10 protein-coding genes and 3 pseudogenes are annotated in these 21,825 nt (G+C 69.1%); 10 read left to right on the forward strand and 3 right to left on the reverse strand.

Annotated features, from left to right (window positions below):
- Positions 1-27: 27 nt before the first annotated feature.
- From TthTMY_RS04420 to TthTMY_RS04465, 8 genes and pseudogenes are all read left to right on the forward strand, one after another.
- Positions 28-513 (forward strand): annotated as a pseudogene (locus tag TthTMY_RS04420) (transposase); the annotation flags it as partial.
- Positions 514-553: 40 nt separating this feature from the next.
- Positions 554-1,662 (forward strand): annotated as a pseudogene (locus tag TthTMY_RS11940) (ISAs1 family transposase).
- 275 nt (positions 1,663-1,937) lie between these two features.
- Entirely contained in the window at positions 1,938-2,432 is a 495-nt protein-coding gene (locus TthTMY_RS04435; protein WP_172844689.1) for a hypothetical protein, read from the forward strand.
- Positions 2,433-2,446: 14 nt separating this feature from the next.
- Positions 2,447-5,122 carry a DUF11 domain-containing protein gene (locus tag TthTMY_RS04440; protein ID WP_096412861.1) on the forward strand — a complete coding sequence of 892 codons (2,676 nt, stop codon included), beginning with the start codon at positions 2,447-2,449 and terminating at the stop codon, positions 5,120-5,122.
- A gap of 50 nt (positions 5,123-5,172) precedes the next feature.
- Positions 5,173-7,875, forward strand: a complete 2,703-nt coding sequence (locus TthTMY_RS11835) for a hypothetical protein (RefSeq protein WP_267873998.1) — start codon at positions 5,173-5,175, stop codon at positions 7,873-7,875.
- On the forward strand, positions 7,872-13,259 hold the full coding sequence (locus TthTMY_RS11840) for a hypothetical protein (protein WP_267873999.1): 5,388 nt from the start codon (positions 7,872-7,874) through the stop codon (positions 13,257-13,259). Before TthTMY_RS11835 ends, TthTMY_RS11840 begins: the two co-directional genes overlap by 4 nt.
- 8 nt (positions 13,260-13,267) lie before the next feature.
- Positions 13,268-16,246, forward strand: coding sequence for a DUF11 domain-containing protein (locus tag TthTMY_RS04460; RefSeq protein WP_223903467.1), 2,979 nt, complete (start codon positions 13,268-13,270; stop codon positions 16,244-16,246).
- Positions 16,247-16,332: 86 nt separating this feature from the next.
- Positions 16,333-17,174, forward strand: a protein-coding gene (locus TthTMY_RS04465; protein ID WP_324615479.1) for an IS5 family transposase whose coding sequence is annotated in 2 segments (ribosomal slippage) — positions 16,333-16,696 and positions 16,696-17,174 — 843 coding nt in all. Because the reading frame shifts where the segments join, the coding sequence is not laid out codon by codon here.
- Here the strand turns inward: TthTMY_RS04465 and TthTMY_RS11945 are convergent.
- The 3 genes and pseudogenes from TthTMY_RS11945 to TthTMY_RS04480 form a co-directional block, all read right to left on the reverse strand.
- The gene (locus TthTMY_RS11945; RefSeq protein WP_418952567.1) at positions 17,161-17,490 is read right to left on the reverse strand and encodes a hypothetical protein; all 330 of its coding nucleotides are present in this window, start codon (positions 17,488-17,490) and stop codon (positions 17,161-17,163) included. The genes TthTMY_RS04465 and TthTMY_RS11945 overlap by 14 nt on opposite strands.
- 471 nt (positions 17,491-17,961) lie before the next feature.
- Positions 17,962-18,060, reverse strand: a pseudogene (locus TthTMY_RS04475) (DUF72 domain-containing protein); the annotation flags it as partial.
- Between the two features lie 39 nt (positions 18,061-18,099).
- Positions 18,100-18,453 (reverse strand): ArsR/SmtB family transcription factor, encoded by a 354-nt coding sequence (locus TthTMY_RS04480; protein ID WP_096410429.1) that lies wholly within the window; start codon positions 18,451-18,453, stop codon positions 18,100-18,102.
- A 213-nt stretch (positions 18,454-18,666) separates the two neighbouring features.
- Between TthTMY_RS04480 and TthTMY_RS04485 the strand changes: the two genes are divergently transcribed.
- Both TthTMY_RS04485 and TthTMY_RS04490 read left to right on the forward strand, forming a co-directional pair.
- Positions 18,667-19,149: an arsenate reductase (azurin) small subunit gene (locus TthTMY_RS04485; RefSeq protein ID WP_096410430.1), complete on the forward strand. Its 483-nt coding sequence runs from the start codon at positions 18,667-18,669 to the stop codon at positions 19,147-19,149.
- Between the two features lie 11 nt (positions 19,150-19,160).
- The gene (locus TthTMY_RS04490; protein ID WP_096410431.1) at positions 19,161-21,746 is read left to right on the forward strand and encodes an arsenate reductase (azurin) large subunit; all 2,586 of its coding nucleotides are present in this window, start codon (positions 19,161-19,163) and stop codon (positions 21,744-21,746) included.
- Positions 21,747-21,825: the final 79 nt, after the last annotated feature.

Below are 21,825 nucleotides of genomic sequence, written 5' to 3' on the forward strand. Positions count from 1 at the left end.
TCGGGGTGTGAAAAAAGAGGGGGTGCTATGCAGCAAAATCGTGAGCACCCCCTTTACTATCTTGACGCAGAAACCCTTCTCGTGGCTATCTACGTCTGGGTAGATGACGAACTGAAAGCCCTGCAGGCCCAAGGATTCAAGCTCCCCCCAAAGCAAAAGCACCAGAAAGCTACCCTGGCCGAGCTCTTGACCCTCGCCATCTGCAAGATACGGCCTTCGGCCGTGACCCTCCTGTTGCAAGGCCAGGACCTCGCCAAAGGCTACCTGGCCGCCAAGACCACCCTCAAGGCCTACTTCCCCTCCCTCCCCCACCTCTCCCGCTTCTACCGGGTCCTTCAGAAGGCTCAGGAGTTGTTGGCTCACCTGGCCATAAGGCTCTCCGGAGGGCAAGGTCTTCTGCAGGTGGTGGACCCCAAGCTACGGGCCTCGCCCGTGACCAAACCCATCCCCCTGGCCCACGGCCACCGGATTCACGGCTTGGACCTCCCTGAGGCCGCTGTGGGGGTGGGCCCCCAGACTTGACCGATATGCGGCCTTAGGGTAAAGAGGAGGCATGACCCTACGCGAGGCCTTGTCCCAAGTCCCCGACCCCAGGGCCCGCAACCGGCGGTATCCCTTGTGGGGCTTGTTGGCCCTCATCTTGGTGGCCTTTCTCGCCCGCGTGGACTCCCTGCGCGGCGTGGAACGTTTCGCCCGGGCCAACCCTCACCTCTTGCCCCACCTGGGCCTGCGCAACCCCCCGGGCCACACCATCCTCACCCTCCTCCTTCACCGTCTGGACCCAAAGAAGCTCCAGGAGGCCCTCCTCCAGGTCTTCCCCGAGGTGGACCTGGGAGGGGTCCTGGTGGTGGACGGGAAGCACCTCCGGGGAAGCGGCAAGGGGAAGAGCCCCCAGGTCAGGCTCGTGGAGGTCCTGGCCCTGCACCTCAAGACCACCCTGGCCCAGGCCCGGGTGGAGGGGAGGGAGGACCAAGCACTTTTGGAGCTCCTGGACCGCCTGGGGGCGGAGGGGCTCAAAGGGAAGGTAGTGGTGGGGGACGCGGGGTACCTGTACCCGGAGGTGGCGGGGAAGGTGGTGGAAAAAGGGGGGCATACCTCTTCGTTCTGAAGGCCAACCAGGGGGAACTGCTGGAGTGGGCTCTGGAGGTATTCAAGGGGATGGAGGAAAGGCGGCTTCCCGGGGAGACGGAGTCAGCTTGGGAGGTGGTGCGGGACGGGGAGGTGTGGACCTACCGGGTCTGGGCTTCCCCTTATCTGCCGGATGCGCTCTTGGCCTTTCCCGGGTGCCGACAGGTGGTGCGGGTGGAGCGGGAGGTGGTGCACAAGGGGACGGGGGAGGTGCGGCGGACAGTGAGCTACGCCCTCACCAGCTTGGGAGCCGAGGAGGCGGACGCGAGGCGGCTTGGGGAGCTTCTCCTTTCCCGGTGGGAGGTGGAGAACCGGTCCTTTTGGGTACGGGACGTCCTCCTACATGGTCAGCGAAGCTACCTTGAGGACGCCTGCCAGGTGCGGGGCGTGGGGGCGCAAGTCTTGGCGGTCCTCCGGGCCTTTCTGGTGTCCCTGCTGTACCGCAGGGGGGTGCGGAAGAAGAAGGCGGCCCTGGAGACCTTCTCCTTCCATCCCCTCTCCGCCCTCAGGTTCCTGGGGCTCTATGCGGTATAACGGTCAAGTCTGCCGTAGCTCCGCTGACGCTCGTTCACAACCTCATACGTAGCCGGGTGCTTCTCAGGATGGCCGGGGTGGAGCTATGAGGTAGCACACGAAGGCATCTGAACCCGGCTTCGCGGGAAGGGCCGGAGCCTTCCTCGGCCTACTGCCTGGGGTCCGGGCGGTCCCTGAGCCTGTCCCCGAGGGAGATGGCCAGGGGGAGGGCGGGGTCTGGCGCTGGGGGGGGTTTCACACGGTTTTCACACGGGCATGTTTATTATGCTCACGGCATGAGGCGGAAGCGTGTTCTTGGTTTAGCGGTCTTGCTCCTGGCCTCCTTGGCCCTGGCCCAGGCCCTCACCCTGGACCTGAGGGCCTACTTGGTCAAGGTGGCGGAGGGCAAGGAGGTTTACGAGGAGAACCCCCTGGCGGTGAAGCCGGGGGACGTGCTGGAGTGGCGCCTGGTGGCGGAAAACCGCGCCCAGGGCGACCTCCGCCAGGTGGCCCTCGTCATCCCCATCCCCAAGGAGACCTACTACCTGGAGGGGAGCGCCAAGCCCCTGCAGGTGGGAGGGACGGCCGTGCCGCCCGAGTTCAGCTTTGACGGGGGGAAGACCTTCGGCAAGCCCCCCCTCAAGAAGCGGATCCGGGTGGTGGAAAACGGAAAGGAGGTGGAGAAGGAGGTTGAGGTCAAGCCCGAGGAGTACACCCACGCGCGCTGGCTCATCCCCCTTCTTCCCAAGGGGACCAAGGTTATGGTGAGCCTCAGGACCATCGTGAGGTAAGAGGAGGTTAGAGCATGAAAAGAGCAGGTCTTATCGGTCTTCTGGTAGCCCTGGTTCTGGGGCTGGCCTACGCCATGACCCCGGCGGGCACGGCCATCCAGAACCAGGCCTCGGCGAGCTACATTGACTCGGCGAACCAGCTCCGCACCACCACGTCCAACCTGGTGACCACCATCGTCCAGCAGGTCTACGCCTTCACCATCACGCCAGACGGCACCGAGGCTTCCCCGGGCCAGACCAAAAACGCCCTTCCCGGGGGGCAGGTGGTCTTCAACTACGTGGTGACCAACAACGGCAACGGCACCGACACCATCAACCTCTCCACCGCCCAGGGCACCGCGGACGACTTTAACCTTTTAAGCCCCACCATCTACCGGGACACCAACTGCAACGGCACCCTGGACGCCGGGGAGACCACGCCCATCACGAGTCTCACCCTGGGCATGGGCGAAAGCGCCTGCGTCCTGGTGGTGGCCACGATTCCCGCGAGCGCCACGAGCGGGCAGTACGGGAACCTGAACCTCGTGGGCACCGACGCCGCCCCTAGCCCCATCACCGACAACAACAACTGGGCCCGGGCCGTGGCCACGACCCTGGCCGCCCTCACCGCCAGCAAGGCGGCAAGCCCCGCGGGCAGCGCAAGCCCCGGAGGCACCATCACCTACACCATCAGCGGCCAGAACGTGGGCGGAAGCCCGGCCTACGGCATCCCGGTGACGGTGGACGGCACGTCCAAGACGGGCATCCTCATCGCCGACACCATCCCCACGGGCCTCATTGTGAACACCATGCCCACGGGCTCGGCGGGCGCGGGCACGGTGAGCATCATCTACGACAGCGGCGCAGGCTGGCAGACCCTCACCGCTTCGGCCCTCCCCCTCACCGGAAACGGCACGGTGAAGATCGGCATGCTCATTGAGGGCACGGGGGCCTTCTTCCCCGTGGGGGCCGGGTACACCTTCAGCTTCACCGCCACGGTGCCCCCCGCGGCCAGCGCCGGGACGAGCTACGCCAACTACGCCACCGTCCAGTTTGACGCCAACGGCGACGGGGACGCCAACGACCCCGGCGAGACCGTCTCCACCAACACCACCACCAACACCGTGGGGGCGAGCCACAACGTGGCCGTGGGGCCCTACGGGTACCCCGAGGCAGGGGCTTCCGGCTCCTACAGCGTGGGCGGCTACACCGTGGCCCGTAGCGGCGACACCCAGACCATCGCCAGCGCCTACTCCGGCACCACGGTGGTCTTCCGCCACACCCTGAAGAACACCGGGAACGCCGCGGACAGCTTCACCCTGAGCTTCTCCGGGGCGCCTTCGGGCTGGGCCTGCCAGCTGGTGGCGGACGACCTCACCACCCCCATCTCCGGCCCCGTGGGCCCCATCCCCGCGGGCGGCACCTACGACTTCGCCCTGAAGTGCGCCATCCCGGGAAGCTACACCAGCACGAGCCCCGTGAACCTCACCGTCACCGCCACCAGCGCGAACGACCCGAGCAAGCAGGACACCACCACGGACACGGTGAGCCAGGTGCTCCTGGGGTACGCGGTGGACCTGGCGCAACAGGGCTTCGCTGGGGACGGCGACCCCACCAACGACAACCCACCCGCCCAGAGCGCCAACCCCGGCCAGACGGTCTACTTCCCCGTTGAGGTCTACAACGCCGGGAACAACGCCGACAACTACACCCTCACCGCCAGCGTGCCCACGGGCTGGAGCGCGGTCTTCTACCCGGACACGGACTGCAACGGCACGCCCGACGGCGCTCCCGTGACCAACACGGGCGTGATCAACCCCAACCAGAAGCGCTGCTTCGTGGCGGCGGTGAGCGTGCCTAGCGGGACTGCTCCCGGGGCTAACCCCGTGTCCTTCACCGCCACCAGCACCACGGTGGGCACGGTCTCCGACACCATCAGCTCCACGGTCAACGTGAACCTCCTGGCCCAGGTCCAGCTGGACCCCGACCGCTCCGGCACCGTGACGAGCCCGGGCACCATCACCTACACCCACACCCTCCTCAACAACTCCAACGCCCCGGCCTACTGCGACATCTCCGGGGACGGCGGGAGCCACGGCTGGACCTACCAGTACTCCATGGACGGCACCAGCTGGTACGGCGCCCTGGCCGACGTTTATGCAGCGCCCAACGGCGGCACCCAGACCATCTACGTCCGCGTCCTGGTGCCCGCCGGGGAGCCCGTGGGCCGGGTGGACGTGAACACGGTGACCGCCCAGTGCGACGTGACCACGGGGACCCCCGACAACAGCTACGAGGCCACGGACACCGCCACGGAGACCACCACCATCGTGGGCGGGGAGCTCAGGCTCCAGAAGTCCGTGGACAAGGCCACGGCCTACCCCGGGGAGACCCTCACCTACACCATCGTCGCCGAGAACATCGGCACCGGGGACCTCAAGAAGGTGATCGTCGCCGACCCCATCCCCGCCTACACCACCTTCGTGAGCGTCTCTGCCACGGCCACGGGCTTCAGCGGCACCTACACCGTCCTCTACTCCACGGACGGCGTCACCTGGAGCACGAGCGCCCCCACCTCCGTGCCCACGGGCGGCTCGGTCTACGTGGGCGTGGACACGAACGGGGACGGCAACATCACCGACGCCGACCTCATGCCCCCGGCCGCCAGCATCACCATCACCCTCCAGGTGCAGGTGCAGGGCGCTTTTTGACGAGGTTTTCACAGGGAAGGTGAAGAATGAAGACGGGAGGAGGGGTAAGGATGAGGACGCGAAGGGAAAGGAGAGGCATCTGGGGAATGACCTTCGCCCTTCCCCTCCTCCTTTCCTTCGCCCTCGCCCTCACCCCCGCGGGCACGGTGATCCGCAACCAGGCGGCGGCGGAGGCCTCGGGGGAGCGCTACCTCTCCAACGTGGCGGAAACCCGGGTCCAGGCGGTCTGCCGCCCCCTCCTCTCTCCCGACGGGACCCCGGAGGCCCCGGGCCTGAGGGCGAGCGCCGCCCCGGGGGGCTGGGTCTACCTCCCCTACCGCCTTAAGAACGGGGGAAACGCCCCCTACACCTTCGCCCTGGGGCACGCCGTCCACGGAACCTCCTCCTGGACCCCCGAGGCGGTGCGCTTCCACCTGGACCTAAACGGCAACGCCCTCCCCGACCCCGGGGAGCCCGAGGTGGCCGAGGTGGCCCTGGATATGGGGGAAGAGGTGGCCCTGGTCCTGGCCCTGAAGGTGCCCGCCACCGCCTCGGGAAGCCTCTTCATCAGCCCCGTGGCCACCTGCTCCGGGGGGGAGGAGGACGGGGAGAACTACGCCCGGGTGGAGGCCTCCTCCATCCCCCAACCCAGCCTTTTCCTCACCAAGGCCGTAAGCCCCGCCGCCCTCCTCCCCGGGGAGCGGGCCACCTTCACCCTCACCCTGAGGAACTTGGGAACCGGGGAGGCCGGGGGGCCCATCCTCCTCACCGACCTCTTCGCGGGGCTGGAGGGCTTCCGCTACGTGCCGGGAAGCGCCCGGGCCCCCAAGGGGACTCTGGAGTTCTTTGACGGCACCTCCTGGCGCCCCGAGGAGCCCCCTTCCCCCCTCGGGGTCCGGCTCCGGCTGGAGAGGCTCCTCCCCGGGGAGGAGGCCACCCTCTCCTTCGGGGTGGAGGCCCTTCCCACCGCCTCCCCGGGGCCCCGGGAGAACCGGGCCCTGGCGGAAGGCCCCGGGGGGCCGGCGGAAGGGGTGGCGGTGGTGGAGGTGCTTCCCCTCTACCTCCACCACCTGGGCCCCGGGGGAAACCCCAAGGCCCTGCCAGGGGGGGAGGGGAGCGGGGACGACCTGCAGGAGGCCCGGGGGCTTGCGGGCCAGCCCTACTGCTTCCGCCACACCCTCCTCAACGAGGGCACCGCCCAGGACCGCTACCGCATCCGGGTGGAGGGCGCCCCGGTGCGCCTCCTCACCCTCCAGGGGACACCCCTCCCCGAGCCCATCCCCCTGGGCCCGGGGGAGAGCCTGGACTTCCTGGCCTGCTTTGACCCCAGGGAGGCGGGGGTCCTCGAGGCCACCCTGGTGGCGGTCTCCCTGGCGGGGGGCGGGGAGAACCGCACCAGAGACCGCCTGGAGGTCCTTCCCCAAGGCGCCCTTTCCCTCCGCAAAGAGGCGGACCCCGCCCCGGGGACCACCCTGAAGGCGGGGGACCTCCTCACCTACACCCTGGTGGTGGAAAACCGCTTCGCCCCTCTCAAGGCCCGGGTGGAGGACCGCTTGCCTTCCTGGGTGGAGTTCCTCGAGGCCAGCGGGGGAAGCTACGACCCGGAACGCCACGCCGTGGTCTTCCTTCTGGACCCCCTGCCCCTGGGGGAGACCCGCCTGTGGGTGCGGGTGCGGGTGAAGGCGGACACCCCGGACGACACCCTCCTCCAGAACCGCTTCACCCTCACCTCCGAGGCCACCCCTAACCCCCTGGTGTCCAACGAGGTGTCCCACCCCGTGCTCTCCGTGAACCTGGCCCTGGAAAAGCGGGTGCGCCCCGAGGAGGCCGCCCCGGGGGACGTCCTCACCTACACCCTAAGGGTCACCAACCCCGCTTCCACCCCCCTGGAGGTGCGCCTAAAGGACACCCCCGACCCCCACCTGGCCTACCTGGAGGGAAGCGCCCGGGGAGGGCGGTGCGGGGGAAGCCTGGGCCCCCTGGAGCCCGTGAGGGAAGGGGCCTCCCTGCGCTGGACCCTCACCCTGGGCCCCAAGGAGAGCTTCTGCCTGGAGTACCGCATGCGGGTCCTCCCCGGGGCCCCCGCCACCTTGCTCAACGTGGCCGAGGCCCAGGGCCTGAGCACCCAAGGGGCGGCCACCGCCCAGGTCCAGGCCCGGGCCCAGGTGCGGGCGCGGCTTGGAACCCTGGGCCTGGAGCGGGGGGTGTTGCTGGGGCGGGTCTACCTGGACGTGAACGAGAACGGGCGCTACGAGCCCGGAACCGATATCCCCGTGCCCGGGGCCCGGGTGGTCCTGGCCAACGGCTGGCAGGCCCTCACGGACCGGGAGGGCCGCTACGCCTTCCGGGACCTGGACCCCGGGGTGTGGCAGGTGATGCTGGACCCCGCCTCCGCCCCCTTCCCGCCCCTCCCCCACCCCGAGGCCCTGGGGGAGGGGTACCGCCACGGGGTGCGGGTGCAGGGGCTTAGCGTCTCGGACTTCCCCCTTAAGGCCCCCAAGGGGTTCGTGGAGGCCTACCGGGAGACCACCCTGCGCTTTGGACCCCTCACCCTGGAAAAGCGCCTCCTTCCCGTGGAAGGGGGCTTCCGGGTGGTCCTCATCCTCCGCTCCCAGGAGCCCCTGGAGGAGCTCACCGTGCGCGACCCCCTGCCCGACGGCACGGAGAAGACCTTCACCTTCGCCCGCTTCGGCGGGGAGGAGGTCCTGCTTTACGAGTACACCCTGGACAGGCCCTTCATGTCCGACCCCGAGGTGCGCTGGAGGTACCCATGAAGCGGACTTTGGCCCTCTTTCTCCTCCTCCTCTCCGCCCTGGCCCAGCCCGTGGTCCGGGAACTCAAGGCCACGGTGGTGGGGGACGGGGTGGGCTGGGAAACCCACACCCTGGAGATCTGGCTCGCGATCCCGGAGAAGGGAAGGGCTCGGCTGGACCTCTTCTCCCCGGGGTTTGACCCCACGGACTACCGGAGCGCCCTTCTCGGGAAACCGGAGCTAGGGGACGAGCGCTACGACGGTGGGAAGGGGGAGCTTAAGGCCACCTTCCGCCTCTACAAGGACGGGAAGCTCCTCCGGGAGATGGCCTTCGGGGTGGAGCCCCACCGCTGGGCCGGCTTCTTTGAGGGGGAGGTGGAGGCGGGGGTCTACCTCTTCCAGAGCGAGTTTCTCGGAAACGGCAAAAACGCCTTCGTCCTCCGCGTGGAGGCCCCGAACTTCGGGTTCTTCCTAGACCCTAGGCCCCAGCTCATCCTTGACGTCTCCACCCAGACCACCACCCTGCGCCTTCTTCCGGACGAGCGGGGCTGGGTCTGGGTGGAGCCCTTTAGCGTCTACTCCGAAGGCCCCCTGGAGGTGGCCTTCTACGACGAAGACGGCCCCGAGGAGCTTCGCGCCCGGGTGCGCTACGGGGACGGCTCCGTGGAAGAGCGCCCCGTTTCCGGGGACCGAGAGTGGATCGCCTACACCAAGCGACCGGGCCTCGCCATCTTCGGCTTCACCCAACCCCCCACGGCCAGGCAGTACTCCAACACCGTGGCCTTCCGGGTGGGGGCCTGCACCTCCTTGGAGAACGGGGTGCTGAAGGCCGTCCCCTCAGGGGAGGCCCGGGCGCGGGTGGTGGACGAGGAGGGCAGGCCTCTCTCCGTCCCCGTGGAGGCGAAGGACCGGGTCTTCCGGCCCCTCCTCCCCGAGGGGGCAAGCCTCCTCCGGGTGGAGGCCCGGGGGGCGGTCTTCGCAGAGGGGGACCGGGTGAGGGTGGGTTGCCCCGGGGGGGAGGTGGCCTTCGTGGTCCGCCTTCCCAAGCCCCCCGAGCCCGAAAGACCCCCGCAGGGAGAGGTGCGCTTCCGGGTGGTGGTGGCCCTGCCCGGCGGCGACCTCCCCGCCAAGGCCACCCTCCGCCTTGGGGACCTCGAGGCCCCCGTGGACGGGGAAAAGACCCTGGCCCTGCCCCAGGGCCGCTACCCCCTGGCCGTGCTCGCCGAAGGGGCCCGGGTGGAGGCCCCCAAGGAGGTGGAGGTCCTCCCCGGAAAGCGGCAGGAGGTCCTGGTGCGCCTCCTACCCGAGGTGGCCCTGAGCCTCGCCCCCGAGGAGGTCTACCTGCGGGTGGGCGAGGAGGGGGAGGTGGTCCTCACCGCCACCACCCCTTACCCGGGCCTCCTCCCCGCCGAGCTCTCCTTGGCCCTGCCGGAAGGGCTCGCCCCCCTGGGCGCCCCCAGGGCCCAGGGGCCCCTCACCAAGGACCGCCCCTTCCCCCTCAAGGTGCGCTTCCTGGCGGAGAAGGAGGGGACCTACGCCCTCCAAGGCCTCCTCGCCCCCTGGGGGCTTAGGGCGGAGGGAAGGGTGGTGGTGGTCCGCCCTGCCACCTTCCGCCTCACCAAGGAGGCCCTCACCCCCGAGGTGGAGGCCGGAGGGGTGGCCCGCTTCCGCGTCACCGTGGTGAACGAGGGGGACGAGGAAGGCAGGGCCCTCCTCCTGGACCGCTTCCTGGGAGGGGAGGAGCGGCGGGAGGTCTTCCTGAAGGCCAAGGAGGGGCGGAGCTACGAGTTCGCCTTCCCCGTGCCCCTCGAGGCCCAAGGGACCCTGGTGAACCGGGCCGAGCTTTCCACCGGGGAAAAGGCCGAGGCGGAGGTGCGGGTCCTCAGGCCCAAGGCCCACCTGGAGCGGAGCCTCCCCCACCGGATCTACCTGCCCGGGGAGGAGGTGGCCCTCGCCCTCCGGGTGGAGAACCGGGGCGAGGCCCCCATGCGCTACGTCCTGGAGGACGCCTGCCCCGACTGGCTGAGCCCCCTGGGGCCCACCCGCTTTGAGGGCTACCTCAAGCCCGGGGAAGGGGCCCTCCACACCTACCGGGCCCGGGTCCTCCTGGGGCCCGAGGCGGAGGGCACCTGCGCCGCCACCCTGCGCACCCCCACGGAGACCCTGCGGGCGGAGGTGGCCCTGGAGAGGCGGCTTCTCCTCCTGGGGAAGGAGGCCGACCCCCCGCGCCTCCTGGAGGGAAGCCAGGGGGTCTTCCGCCTCCGGGTGAGGAACCCCGCGGACCACCGGGTGGAGGTGGAGCTCAAGGACATCCCGGGCCAGGGCCTCGGCATGGCCCCCTGGAGCGAGCGGGTGGCCCTGGAGGCGGGGGAGGAGAGGACCTTCGCCCTTCCCTTCCGGGCCGAGGCCGTGGGCGAGCTGGAAAACGGGCTTTCCGCCTTCCTCGGGGAGACCCCCGCCGCCTTCCCCGTCAAGGCCAAGGTGGCCGTCCTTCCCCTCTTCGCCCCCGAGCGGGTCTCGGTGGTGCGCCTGCCCTTCCGGGTGGAGGGGGAAGGGGACGCCCTCCTCCTGGGCTTCAGGCCCCCGGAAGGGGCGGAGTACAGCCCAGGCTCCGCCCGGCTGGACGGGAGGCCCGTGGAGGAGCCGAGGGTCCTCCCGGACGGCACCCTGGTCTGGCGCCTCCCCTTCGCCCGGGAAGGCCTCCTGACCCTCACCCTCCTCCACACCCGGGCCCTGCCGCCCCTCCCCGAGCCCGCCCTCACCCTCCTCCGCCTGGACCGGGAGCTTCCTCTAAAAGGGGAACTCCGCCTAAGGGACTACGAGCGGGCCAAGCCCCTCTCCGCCAAGCGCAAGGGGCTCATCCAGGAGCCCATGGACGGGGCCATCGTGCAGCAGGAGGCCGTGGCCTTGAAGATTGAGGCTCCCCTCGGGCCCATCGCCGTGCGGGTGAACGGCGTTGAGGTGGAAAGCCGCCTCCTCGGGGAGGCCCAGTACGACGAGGGGCGCAAGGTGCAGCGCCTGGCCTACTACGGGGTGCCCCTCCTCCCCGGCAGGAACGTCATTGAGGTGGAAGGCCCGGGCTTCTACGACAAGGTGGAGGTCTTCCGGCCCGGGGCCCCCAAGGACCTCGTCCTCGAGCCCGTGCGCCTCAGGGCGGACGGGCGCACCCCCCTGGAGTTCCGCCTGAAGGCGGTGGACGGGATGGGCCTCCCCACGGGCTTCGGCTTCGCCACCCTCGAGGCCACCCCCGAGCCCGTGGCCCCGGACGCGAGCCCCCTGGAGCCCGGCTACCAGGTGCTCCTGCGGGACGGGGTGGGGACGGTGATGCTTAGGCCCCTCCTCACCCCCCAGGAGGTGCGCCTCCGGGCCCGCTTCAACGAGCTGGAGAGGTCCTTCCGCCTCTTCGCCGGGGGCTCCCAGGAGGCCCTTTGGCTCGCCCAGGGGAGCGTGGGCGTGGCCTACGACCCCGAGGAGGGAAGGCCCCGCTTCTTCGGCCTCGCCCGGGGCTACGTGGAAACCCCCCTGGAAGGGGGCTTCCTCCAGGGGGCCCTGGACACCACGGGAGGGCTTTCCAAGGCCCCCGAGGCGGGCTTCTTCCCCGTCACCGGCTCGGGGGAGGAGGCCCGGCGCCCCCTGGCCTCGGACGACCCCGTGGCCCTGCGCTACACCACCCCGGAGTACACCCTCGCCTACGAGCGGGGCCCCCTGGCCCCGGGCCTTGGGGAGGCCACCGCCCTCCGCCTCGCCACCCGGGGCGACGCCAGGGTGGAGGCCTTCCTGGCCCTCCTCCCCAAAGGCCAGGTGCGGGAGGAGATCGTCCCCGACGGCACCGCCTTCTACCGGCTCTCCGGAAGCCCCGCCCCGGGCTCCCTCCGCCTCTTCCTGGTGGAGGGGGGAAGGACCAGGGCCCTGGAGGCCGGGGTGGACTACACCTACGACTTCCTGAGCGGGGAGATCGTCTTGGCAAGGCCCCTCGCCCCCTTCACCCCCGGGTTCGCCCCGGTGCGCCTCGTGGCGGAGTACGCTCCCCTCTCCGCCCCCCGGGAGGAGCTCGCCCTGGGGGCCCAGGCGGCCTACCAGTCGGGCCCCTGGCGCTTCGGGCTTGGGGGGTACCTGCGCCTGGACCTCCAGGGCTTCGCCTCCCAGGGCTACGCCCTGGGGGCCTCCTTGGCCTACGGGGAAGGGGGAAGCGGGGTGGGCCTCGAGGCCACCTTCGCGGGGAAGTGGCGCTTCGGCCTCTCCGCCGCCCTGAGGGAGGGGCCCCTGGAGGCCCGGGGCAACCTGGCCTACGAGGAGGGCGGGGAGGTGCAGGGGGCCTTCCGGGCGGCCTACGACCTGGGCTTCGGGGCGGTGGCCCTGGAGCACACCACCCCCGCCCGCACCGGGCTCGTCTACGAGGCGAAGCTCGCCCAGGGCCTCCGCTTCGGCCTGGGGGCGGGCTACGCCTGGCGGGAGGGAAGCCTTTACCTCCTGGGCCGGGCCGCCTACCAGGAGGGCCGGGCCCGCTTCGGCCTCTCCCACGCTTCCCTCCTCTCCGGCGGGCAGGAGACCCGCCTGGACCTCCTCTGGCCCTTAGGGGAAGCCCTGGAGGCGGAGGGAAGCCTGGCCTACCTCTGGGGGGAGGGCCTGCAGGGGGCCTTTGGCCTGCGCCAGCGCCTGGGGAGCGCCAACCTGGCCCTCTCCTACCAGCTCCCCACGGCGAGCGGGGAGGGGAACCGCGCCCGCTTCGGCCTGGAGGCCCCCCTTCCCCTCACGGAAAACCTCTCGGCGAACCTGGGCCTTTACGCCCTCTACGCCTTCTCCGGGGGGCAGGGGGAGCTTGGGGGAAGCCTCGGCCTCCGCTACGCCCGGGAGGGCCTGGTGGCCACCTTCGGGGTGGAAGGGGCCCTCGGCCCCAAGCTCACCCTCCGGGGCGGGGCGGCGGGGAGCCTGGACCCCGAGAACACCCTGGGCCTGGACTTCGCCCTCTCCCTCCTCCCCGAGGTGAAGGGGCGCTTCAGCCTGGCCTACGCCCTCCGCTCCCCGGTCCTCTCCCTCCTCACCTACCACCGCTACGCCACGGAGACGGGCCTTCTGGAGGGGCAGCTTTCCGCCGCCTACGCCCCTTCCCTCGCCTTCTCCGTGCGCCCGGCCTTCGGCTACCGCTACCCCTTCCCTGACCCAGAGGGGGCCACCTACGCCCTCGGGCTTTACGCCACCCTCTTCCCCACGGAGCTTCTGGGCCTTGGGGGCGGGGCCGCCTACACCTTCCAGCCCGCCACCGGGGCGGGGAGCCTAAGCTTCTCCGTGGAGGGCACCCTGCGCTTTAGCCCCCTCTGGCTCTCCTTGGGCTACCAGTTCGGGCCGAGCCTCTTCGCCCCCGAGGGGGTCTACCTGAGGCTGGACGTCTTCGGAGGGAGCCGATGAAGTTCTGGATGAGAGCCATCTTGGTCCTCCTGGTCCTCCTCCCGGGCCTCGCCCAGGCTCAGGTGGTCACGCCCTTCGCGAAGCGCTTTGAGGCCAACGAGCGGGGCGAGATCCGCATGGTGGGCAACACCCTGATGTGCGCCCAGGGCTCAGGAACGTACGGTTGCAACACCACGACGATGAACAATCCAAACGCGAACAACAACACCAATATGGTCTTCCTGAACGCCGACCCCGCCAACCCCACCTGGCCCACGGGAAGAGGGGGCTCCAGCGCCGCCCAGCTCAGCCTTCCTCCCGGCGCCCAGGTCCTGTGGGCGGGCCTCTACTGGGGGGCTAGGGCTGGCCAGAGCGCTTCCGGGCGGAACACCATCTACCTCAAGCCCCCGGGGGCCACGGCCTACCAGGCCATCACGGGCTCCCTTCTCGGTACCATAACCACTCAGGGGACCTCCACCTCCCGCCCCTACGTGGCCTTCGCCGACGTCACGGGCCTGGTGGCTTCTGCAGGGAGCGGTACCTACTGGGTGGGCGGCATCCTGGCGCAGACAGGCAACGATGGCCTTGGCTACTACGCGGGCTGGAGCCTGGTGGTGGTCTACCGCGACCCCAGCGCCACCTTCAAGAATCTGGTGGTCTACGACGGCCTGGCGAGTGTTAGTAGCGGTAACAACGTGCTCATCACCCTCTCGGGCTTCCTCACCCCCTTGGTGGGCCCCGTGAACGCCCGGGTGGGGGCTGTGGCCTACGAGGGAGACGGGGGCATCACCGGGGACCAGCTCCTCCTCAACGGCTCCGCCTTGAGCGACGCGCAGAACCCGGTGAACAACTTTTTCAATAGTTCCATCTCTGACCTGGGAAGCCGTTTCACCAACAAGACTCCGGACTTCGTGAACCAGATGGCTGTGGACGTGGACCTGGTGGACGCCACCGGGAGGATCCCCAACGGGGCCACCTCCGCCACGGTCCAGTTTACGTCTTCACAAGACGTGTACTTCCCCGCGGTCATGGCCTTCGCCGTGGACCTTTACCTCCCCGACCTCGTCACCACCTTCACCAAGACCGTCTCCGACCTCAACGGCGGGGACCTACGGGTGGGGGACCTCCTGGAGTACGCCGTGAGCTTCACCAACACCGGCCTGGACGGGGCCACCAACGTGGTGGTGGTGGACCCCATCCCGGCGGGCACCCAGTACGTCCCGGGAAGCCTCCGGGTGGTGCAAAACGCCCTGGGGGCGCCCACCGGCACCTTCACGGACGCCCCCGGTGACGACATCGCCGAGTACAGCCCAAGCTGCCCCGAGGCCGGGGGAGGGCCTTGCGTGCGCTTCCGGCTTGGCACCGGGGCGAACGCCAGCCAAGGGGGCCTCATCCCCCCCGGGCAAGGGGCGGAGGTGCGCTTCCGGGTGCAGGTCCTCCCCGAGGCCGCGGGCAGCACCCTTGTCAACACCGCCAGGGTGAACTACAACGCCCAGACCCTGGGGACCAGCTACAGCAAGGAGGCCACCGTGAGCGCTTCGGTCACGGTGGTGGGCTTCACCCTGGCGGGCCAGGTCTACCACGACCTCGAGCCCAACGGCCTCAAGTCCCCCGGGGAGAGCTGGAGCGACGGGGCCACGGTCTGGGTGAAGCTCCTCCAAGGGGGAAGCGTGGTGGCCCAGGTCCAGGTGGACCCGGGAAGCGGCGTCTTCAGCTTCACGGGCGTGGCCCCGGGGAGCTACACCCTCTTCCTGGACGACAACAATAACCTCTCGGACACCACCCCCACCCCCCCTTCGGGCTGGCTCTTCGTCAACCCCCCCTCGGGTAGCCTCAGCCTGAACGTCTCCCAGAACCTCTCGGGCCTGGACTTCGGCCTCTTCCACGGGGCGAGGCTCGTGGGCACCGTCTTCTACGACGACGGGGAAGGGGGCGGGGCCGCCAACGACGCCTGGCAGACGGGCGGGGAAAGGGGCGTCCCCGGCGTGGCGGTCACCGCCCAGGGAAGCGCCGCCCGCTCGGCCACCACCGACGGCCAGGGCCGTTACGTCCTCTACGTCCCCTGGAACTTCGGCTCCTTCACCCTCTCCCACCCCTTGCGCCCGGCCACGGGCTGGAACGACGGGAGCACGGCCCATAAGGTCCCCAGCTGGGCCGGGGCGCAAAACCCCGCCTTCCCCACCCTGGACGCCGCGGCCATCGCCGGAACCGAGGTGGCCCGCAACTTCGGCGTGGTGCGGGAAAGCCGCTTTTATCCGCCGCAAACAGGCCAGACGGCAAGCCCCGGGGTGGTGGTCTACCCCCACCTCTACCGCCCGGGCACCCTGGGAAGCCTCACCCTCTCCCTAGCTAACGCCCCCTCCTGGCCGGTCCAGGTTCGGGTGGACGGGAACTGCGACGGAGACTTTGACGACCCCGGGGAGGGCTTCGCTTCCCTGCCCCAGACCCTCCCCGTGGGCCCCTCCTGGCCCCGGGAAGCCGACGGGAGCCTGAAGGCCTGCGCCCTGGAAGCCCGGGTCCTGGTGCCCCCGGGGGTGCCTGCGGGGGCCGTGGACGTGGCCCTCCTCCAAGGGGCCCTCGCCTGGGCCAACAACCCCGGGGTGGTGGACCTGCGGAGCCTTGCCGACACCACCACGGTCTCAGGGGGCGAGGTCCGCCTGGAGAAAAAGGTGCGGAACGTCACCCAGGGCACGGGCTTCGGCACCGTGGGGGAGGGGAGGCCGGGGGAGGTGCTGGAGTACTGCGTGGCCTACCGCAACCTGGGCACGGCCCCCGTGAGCCAGTTCCTCCTCACCGACCCCATTCCCTTCTTCACGGACCCCCTCCCCTCCGTGCCCGACTACGGGGGGAAGGCCATCCGCTGGAGCCACGGAAGCGCCACCCTCTACCTCACCGCCTCCCCAGCGGACGACGCCGGGGAGATCTCGGGCGGGGTGGTGCGGGTGGAGGTGGGCAACGTGGGCCCGGGGGAGGCGGGGGAGGTGTGCTACCGGGCCCAGATCCGCTGACCGACGGGTGGCCTGGGAGCGCTGGGGAACAGGATCAGGAGGATTTCTTATCAGAGGCTGTCGTAAAAGAGTGGTATCCTTGAGGGGTGAGCTCTAGACGATCTTACCCCAGCGACCTCAGCGATGCGGAGTGGGCCCTCCTGGAGCCCCTCATCCCCGCCCCCAAGCCCGGCGGCCGCCCCGCCAAGGTGCCGAGGAGGGAGATTGTTAACGCCATCCTTTACGTCCTGGAAAACGGCATCAAGTGGCGGGCCATGCCCCATGATCTGCCCCACTGGTCCACCGTCTACCACTACTTCCGCAAGTGGCAGAAGGAAGGCATTTGGGAGAAGGCCGTCCAGGCCCTGGCCCGCCAGGACCGGGAGCGAGAAGGGAGGCAAGCTTCGCCCAGCGCTCTGGTGATGGATAGCCAGTCCGTGAAGACCACGGAAAAAGGGGGCCCCGAGGGAACGACGGGGCCAAAAAGGTCAAGGGGAGAAAGCGCCAGATCCTGACGGACACGGGGGGCCGCTTGCTGAAGGCCTTCGTGCACCCGGCCAACGAGCACGACAAGCGGGGTGGGGAGGCCTTGCTCCTGGGGATGGACCTCTCCCTTTGGCCAAGGGTGCGGAAGCTGTTTGTGGACTGGGGGTACCGGGGCCTCAAGGGGCTCGCTTCTTCCCTGGGGCTGGAGCTTGAGGTGGTGGCCCGTCCCTACGCGGGGGTGCGAGGGGTCTGGGTGCGGGAGGGGGAGAAGGCGCCGGAGCTTCCGCGGGAGAGGGGGTTCAAGCCCTTGCCCAAGCGGTGGGTGGTGGAGCGGACCTTTGCCTGGCTGGGGCGGAATCGGCGGCTCGCCAAGGACTATGAAGCCAACCCTGGGGTGAGCGAGGCCTGGGTGTATCTGGGCATGCTACGCTTGTTGGTGAAGCGGCTGGCTAGGGCCGCATGAGGTTTGATGGCGGGCTTTTACGACAGCCTCTGAGTCCCCGCTTGGCGTGGTAGACGGCCAGGAAGCGATGCTTCTCTATCGGGTCCTTGGCCTTCTTGACCCTCCGCCACAGCTCGTTCAGGGTCAGGTGGTCGGCCACGGTCATGGACGAAGAATACAACAAGAAAAGGATATCACTTCCCTTGCTCCGGTAGGCCAGCCCCGTGGTGTCCAGGAGGTAGAGGGGGGGAAAGCGCCCCGGGAGGGGCTTCTGGGGAAGAGGCCTGGGGGCCTCCCGGCCCCTGCCCCTCCTCGCTTCCACCCTCTGGAGGGCCATCCCCTTCAGGGGAAGACAAGGAGGCCAGGTGGGCCTCCAGTTCCCGGGCAAGCCTCTCCAGGAGGGCCTCAAGGAGCTTGGGGTCCAGGTGGTGCACGGCGTAGCGGGCCAGGGACTGGTGGGAAGGGAAGGGGCCTTCCATGAGGTCCTGGAGGAGGGCTTCCGTCTTGCGGTAGGTGAGGTGGAAGAAGGCGCGGAAGAGAAGGAGGGCCAGGTAAAGGGCGTGGTCGTAGCGCCAGGGGCGGCCCCGCTTGCCTTTGGGGGTGGGAGGGCCGCCTCCCGGGCCAGGCGCAGGCAGTGTTCCAGGACCTCCTTGGGGCTTGCCTCCCGGCGAACGAAGCCTCGCTTGCCCATCGGGGCGGGAGTATACACCCGTCGTCCCGACCTTTGCAAGGCAAGCCCCCCGGGGCTTGACGGGGCCGGGGACCAGGCTTTCCTAAGGAAGTGAGGGATGAAGCGGTCCTGGCCTCTTTTCTTTTCCGGGTGGTTCCTCACCCCAGGGGGGTACCAGCCGGAGGCGAGGAGGGTAGGGTCGGTCCAGCTGGCGGTGCCCACCCGGATTTCCGCCACGCCCTCATGGTAAGGGAAAAGCCTTCCGCTTGGTGGAGTCTAGACCGCCCTTTCGGCTTCCAGAGCTTTCCTCGCCTGCTGGGCCAGGCGCAGGAGTTCGTGAGCCAGGGCTTCCAGGGCCCCTGGGCGGAGGCGGTAGTAGGTCCACCGGCCCACCCGCACCCCCTCCACCAGGCCCGCCTCCCGAAGGATCCGCAGGTGGTGGCTTACCGTGGGGGCGGAGAGGCCTGTTTTCTCCTGCAGGTGGCAGAAGCAGACCCCGTAGGCCGTGCCGCAGCGGGGATCGCGGGCGGTGTGCTCGTCGGGGAGTTCCGCCAGAAGGCGGACCATGGCCACCCTGGCGGGATGGGCCAGGGCCTCGAGGCGGCCTTGAGTCACGTCTTTCCCGCGCATGGCCCCATTATGCCATGCGGACCTCTTGAGAACCACCCCAGGTAGACTTCAAAATCTCCTTATGGCTCCTTCTCCTACCCGCACCGCATCCCGCTAGGGAAGAGGGTTTTTCTTTGTATACCCTGGTGAGGTATATTTGGAGACGTTTTGTTTCTGTTGACAAACGCCGATCTGCTATGATAACGTTCAAACCGTCAAAGGAGGGACAAAGGTATGGCGCAAACCCTGAGCCGGAGGCGTTTTGTTCAGCTCACCGCCGCGGCCACGGCCCTTTTCGCCGCAGGCGGCAAGGCCCAGCTCTGGTACGCCCCGAGCCTCACCTACCCCGCGGTGAAGGTGGCCAACCTTTCCCAGGTCAAGACGGGCCAGCCCATCACCTTCAACTACCCCGACGCCTCCTCCCCCGCCATCCTGGTCAAGCTCGGCCGGCCCGCCATCGGCGGGGTGGGGCGGGAGCGGGACATCGTGGCCTTCTCCGCCCTCTGCACCCACATGGGCTGCCCCGTCCAGTACGAGGGAGGCCGCTTCCTCTGCCGCTGCCACTACTCCATGTTTGACCCCGCCAAGGCGGGCCAGCCCTACCAGGGCCTGGCCAGCTCCTGGCTCCCCCAGATTCCCCTTCGCGTGGACGGCAAGGGCGACATCTACGCCGTGGCCGTGGCGGGCCTCATCTGGGGCCGCGTGAAGAACGTGTGAGGAGGTAGGGTATGGCGCTCATTCCCCGTAGGGACAAGCTTCCCATTCCGCCTAAGAACGCGAAGGTCTACAACCAGGTCTGCCAGTACTGCAACGTGGGGTGCGGCTACAAGGTCTACGTGTGGCCCGTGGGTGAAGAGGGGGGCGTGAAACCCGAGCAGAACGCCTTTGGCCTGGACCTCTCCACGCCCCAGCCCCCCCTGGCCGGCCAGAGCTACACGGAGACCATGCACGCCGTCACCGTGGGCAGGGACGGCCGGCAGTACCACGTGGTCATCGTCCCTGCCAAGGACAGCCCCATCAACCGGGGCGACTACTCCATCCGCGGCGGCACCAACGCCCTCACCGTCTGGAGCCTGGACCGGGGCACCCAGGACCGGCTCACCTACCCCCTCCTCAGGGTGGGCGACCAGTTCCAGGCCATCAGCTGGCAGGATGCCCTGACCCTCATGGGCCTCCTCATCAAGGGCATCCGGGACCGGGACGGCAACGACGACAACATCGCCGTGAAGTGCTACGACCACGGAGGCTCGGGCCAGGGCTTTGAGGACAACTACGCCGCCGGGAAGCTCTTCTTCGCCGCCCTCTCCGTGAAGCACATCGCCATCCACAACCGCCCCGCCTACAACTCCGAGGTCTGGGGAAGCCGGGAGAGGGGCGTCCACGAGCTGAACTACACCTACGAGGACGCCCGGCTCGCCGACACCATCGTCCTCTGGGGGGCGAACTCCTACGAGACGGCCACGGTGTTCTACGTGGAGCACATGCTCCCCAACATCCAGGGGGCCACGGTGGCGGAGAAGCAGCAGGTCTTTGAACGGGGCGAGCCCGCCGAGCCCGGCTACCTCATCGTCATTGACCCCAGGAAGACCAGCTCCTACACCGTGGCCGCCCAGGTGGCCCCGGACCGGGTGATGCTCCTCCGGCCCAACCTGGGCACGGACTACATCCTGGCCAACGCCATCGCCCGGGCGGTCTGGGAGAAGGGCTACTACGACATGGCCTACCTCCAGGCCCGCACGGACATGGCCCTCTTTGAGGAGTACAAGGCGAAAAGCCTCAAGCTCTCCGTGCCCTACGATGAGTTCATGGCCCAGGCGGAGCGCATCACCGGGGTTTCCCGGGCGGAGATTGAGAAGGCCGCCGACTGGATCGCCAAGCCCAAAGCGGGCCGGTTCAAGCGCCGCACCCTCACCATCTACGAGAAGGGCATCATCTGGAACATGAAGAACTACGACCAGGTGGCGGCCATCGTCCAGCTCGCCGTCCTCACCCACAACATCGGCCGGCCCGGCACGGGCTGCGGCCGCCAGGGCGGGCACCAGGAGGGGTACGTCCGTCCCCCCGCCCCCACCCCGGGCTCCATCTACCGGGGCGGGCCCCCCGTCAACGTGGACAAGTTCCTCATTGAGGGCAAGGGCAAGTTCTACTGGGTCATCGCCAACGACCCCTACCTCTCCACCCCCAACAACCAGGTCTTCCGCAAGCGCATCCACGAGCGCACGGAGAAGCTCACCAGGGCCCTCGGCGCCGGGGGCGAGCCCGGGACCATCCGGGAGCGGGCCCAGAAGATCCTGGACATCCTCTACCAGGACCCCGACGCCCTCTTCATGGTGGTCCAGGACATCTACATGACCGAGACCGCCCGGGACGCCCACCTCATCCTCCCCGCCGCCGGCTGGGGCGAGGCCAACGAGACCTCCATCAACTGCAACAGCCGCCTCCTCCGCCTCTACGAGAAGTTCATGGACCCGCCCGGGGAGGCCAAGCCCGACTGGGAGATCTTCAAGTGGGTGGGCCTGCGCATCGCCGAGCTTTACCGGGCCGAGGGCAAGTTTGAGGAGGCGAAGAAGTTTGAGTTCGGCAAGGACTGGAAGACGGACGAGGACGTCTTCCTCGCCGGGGCCGAGGAGTTCCGGGACAACACCGTCTCCGAGGAGGACGAGGCGCTCCTCGAGGCCGAGAACTACAAGGGGGTCACCTACAAGCTCCTGAAGGAGCTGGGCCAGAAGGGCATCCAGACCCCCGTGCGCCGCGACCCCAAGACGGGGAAGCTCGTGGGCACGGTCCGGCGCTACACCTACAAGTTCGGCACCCCTGACGGCAAGTTCAAGTGGTACGGCACCGACGACTGGGAGGGCTACCCCGCGGAGGTGGCCAAGTACCTGGAGCCCGGGATGGCGGAGAAGTACCCCTTCTGGGTCACCACCGGCCGGGCCCAGACCATCTGGCAGACCGCCTACCACGACCGCCGCCTCCCCGAGAAGGCCCTGGCCCTCCCCCTCCCCTACGTGGAGGTGAACCCCGAGGACGCCAAGCGCCTCGGCCTCCAGTCCGGGGACCTGGTGGAGGTCTACAACGAGGAGGGGAACGGTACCTTCGTCGTCTACGTCACGGACGCGGTGAAGCCGGGCACCCTCTTCCTGGTGATGTACCACTGGCGGGGCACCTCCAACTCCCTGGTCTCCGGCTACACCGACCCCAAGACCACCATCCCCTGGTACAAGGGCACTCGGGCCAACCTCCGCAAGGTGGCCGGGGCCATCCCCTTCGTGCAGCAGACGGCGAGCTTCCTGCAGCAGAACAAGTTTGACTAAGCCCTCCCCTTCCGGGCGCCCCCTCGGTTCGGGGGCGCCCCGGCTTTTGCCGGGTAAAATGGCCTCATAAGAACTCCCC

Origin of the sequence: Thermus thermophilus, assembly GCF_019974155.1 — a bacterium.
GTDB lineage: Bacteria > Deinococcota > Deinococci > Deinococcales > Thermaceae > Thermus > Thermus thermophilus_C.

Excerpts from the sequence above, each read along its gene's own strand:
- TthTMY_RS04435 (WP_172844689.1), top strand. The coding sequence starts at position 1,938 with ATGAGGCGGAAGCGTGTTCTTGGTTTAGCGGTCTTGCTCCTGGCCTCC.
- TthTMY_RS04440 (WP_096412861.1), top strand. The coding sequence starts at position 2,447 with ATGAAAAGAGCAGGTCTTATCGGTCTTCTGGTAGCCCTGGTTCTGGGG.
- TthTMY_RS11835 (WP_267873998.1), top strand. The coding sequence starts at position 5,173 with ATGAGGACGCGAAGGGAAAGGAGAGGCATCTGGGGAATGACCTTCGCC.
- TthTMY_RS11840 (WP_267873999.1), top strand. The coding sequence starts at position 7,872 with ATGAAGCGGACTTTGGCCCTCTTTCTCCTCCTCCTCTCCGCCCTGGCC.
- TthTMY_RS04460 (WP_223903467.1), top strand. The coding sequence starts at position 13,268 with ATGAGAGCCATCTTGGTCCTCCTGGTCCTCCTCCCGGGCCTCGCCCAG.
- TthTMY_RS11945 (WP_418952567.1), bottom strand. The coding sequence starts at position 17,490 with ATGGCCCTCCAGAGGGTGGAAGCGAGGAGGGGCAGGGGCCGGGAGGCC.
- TthTMY_RS04480 (WP_096410429.1), bottom strand. The coding sequence starts at position 18,453 with ATGCGCGGGAAAGACGTGACTCAAGGCCGCCTCGAGGCCCTGGCCCAT.
- TthTMY_RS04485 (WP_096410430.1), top strand. The coding sequence starts at position 18,667 with ATGGCGCAAACCCTGAGCCGGAGGCGTTTTGTTCAGCTCACCGCCGCG.
- TthTMY_RS04490 (WP_096410431.1), top strand. The coding sequence starts at position 19,161 with ATGGCGCTCATTCCCCGTAGGGACAAGCTTCCCATTCCGCCTAAGAAC.